Annotated in this window: 3 protein-coding genes; all 3 read left to right on the forward strand. The window is 42.6% G+C overall.

The window, feature by feature from the left end; translation table 11 throughout:
- The first annotated feature begins 110 nt into the window (after positions 1–110).
- Positions 111–296 carry a hypothetical protein gene (locus FW767_RS13240; protein ID WP_205523923.1) on the forward strand — a complete coding sequence of 62 codons (186 nt, stop codon included), beginning with the start codon at positions 111–113 and terminating at the stop codon, positions 294–296.
- A 150-nt stretch (positions 297–446) separates the two neighbouring features.
- The gene (locus tag FW767_RS12890; protein ID WP_121700425.1) at positions 447–905 is read left to right on the forward strand and encodes a DNA-methyltransferase; all 459 of its coding nucleotides are present in this window, start codon (positions 447–449) and stop codon (positions 903–905) included.
- A 132-nt stretch (positions 906–1037) separates the two neighbouring features.
- On the forward strand, positions 1038–1535 hold the full coding sequence (locus tag FW767_RS12895) for a PepSY-like domain-containing protein (protein ID WP_121700424.1): 498 nt from the start codon (positions 1038–1040) through the stop codon (positions 1533–1535).
- Positions 1536–1840: the final 305 nt, after the last annotated feature.

Below are 1840 nucleotides of genomic sequence, written 5' to 3' on the forward strand. Positions count from 1 at the left end.
AGAATTAAAAGGGTAAAATAAAATTGACCCCTAACACCAGGACTTTAAAGGGTCAATCATATTATGGCCAAGGTGGGTAAATTCTGTTTGGCCAAAAGGGTCAAAGTAGAGTGGCTTTTCCATATGGTAATGGTCTCGGTGAATCCTGCGGTGACATTACCATCTCCGGTGCAAGCACGGTGGTTTATACCAAGAAAGGTCCGGGAGGTAAACCTTCATCTATCGGTAGCCACAATAGCACCGGCAGTTGCGGTACAGTCACCATTGGTTCTGAATGCACCGTCACACAGGAGTAAAGATTTCCGAAGTGCCTCTTCAGGAAAAGCAAGGTGAAACAGCATGAAGCGAACCATCGCTCAAATACTTTTTGCAAGGATTTAGAAGGAACCTCAGGATTATCAGATAAGACCGAATTCTAAATTTATAAATGGATGGCGATTTCATAAATGAAAACGCCATCCATTTTAAGTGAAAAATTAAGATGCGCCAGCCCTGATAATTTTACACGTCAGACAAACATTATCCAAATAAATTTGGCTCAAGCCGAAATACCAAGTGTACGCGCCAATAATATTCACCCGGCAATGTTTCCGGAAGAATTGGCAGCAAGAGCGATACGTTTATATACTGACCCTGATGATGTCGTGCTTGACCCGTTTATAGGGAGTGGAACCACAGCTTTAGCGGCAATCAGGTATCACCGGCATTTCATCGGATTTGAAATGATGGAGAAATATGTAAGGATCGCTAAAAGGAATATTCATAATATCTCCTTGGGGAAGAGAATATCGGTGAGCAATAAAACACATAACTCTTCTATCGATATAGAATTTAATTATTCGAGCAATCATCACACAGGTTCACTGTTCAATGAACCTATAAGCAACTATACGGAGCCAGAATGATGATTATGGCTTCAGATGATTTCAGACGTAACGGAAACACGTGCATATTTTCAGCATAGATAAACCTTTTTGACAAAAGGGATGTTATTATGACGATGTGGGAAAATCTCACGCTAAAAAACACTTATCTATATGAAAAAGAATTTATTATTACTGTTTATTGCAGTTTGCGGGTTTATGGCTTTTCAGAGTTGCAGCGACGATGATGATGATGATCGCGGACAGGTACCGGAAGAATTCGTTACCGCATTGAAAAACAAGTTTCCCGAAGCAACGGGAGTCAAGTGGGAACATAAATCGGACTACCGCGTGGCGGAATTCAAGAAAGACCTTACCGAAATAGACGTGTGGTTCAACCCTAAAGCCGAATGGGCGATGACAGACACCGATTACGGCAAGAATCTATTTCTCCTTCCTGCTGAAATAGGTAAAGCATTTGCCGAGAGTCAGTTTGCCGACTGGACAGTGGATGATATAGACCTTTATGAACGGCCCGATAAAAACTTCTACGTATTTGAGGTGGAAAAGAAGGGTATGCGCGACATGGAACTCTATTTCAATACCGACGGCACGATGATAAAGGCTATCGAAGATGCCAATATGGACATACTCCCGTCGACTCCGGTATAAACGACAGCACACATAAAACAATATATAATGGCCCGCGGCATCACTGTCGCGGGCCAGCTATATTGAGTCATCGCAATGAAATTATACTTGAACCTTAGTTACGAGAGTAATTAAGTTTCATCCATCAAATAATATATGTTGTAAATAGACTCAATCAAGATTGTAATCCATGAACGGCGTGAAGAATCCAAATAGAAACGCACAGTATTAGCTTTCAATCCACATAACCAAAGCCTCCCTCTCTCCTCGGCAGGGGATGCCCGGAGTGGCGGGGGCGGCCGAGTCCGCCCCCAAGAGCGATCCGT

It is taken from the genome of Heminiphilus faecis (assembly GCF_008728965.1).
Classification (GTDB): Bacteria; Bacteroidota; Bacteroidia; order Bacteroidales; family Muribaculaceae; genus Muribaculum; species Muribaculum faecis.

Coding starts and splice junctions, on each gene's coding strand:
- FW767_RS12890 (WP_121700425.1), top strand. CDS start 447: ATGAAAACGCCATCCATTTTAAGTGAAAAATTAAGATGCGCCAGCCCT.
- FW767_RS12895 (WP_121700424.1), top strand. CDS start 1,038: ATGAAAAAGAATTTATTATTACTGTTTATTGCAGTTTGCGGGTTTATG.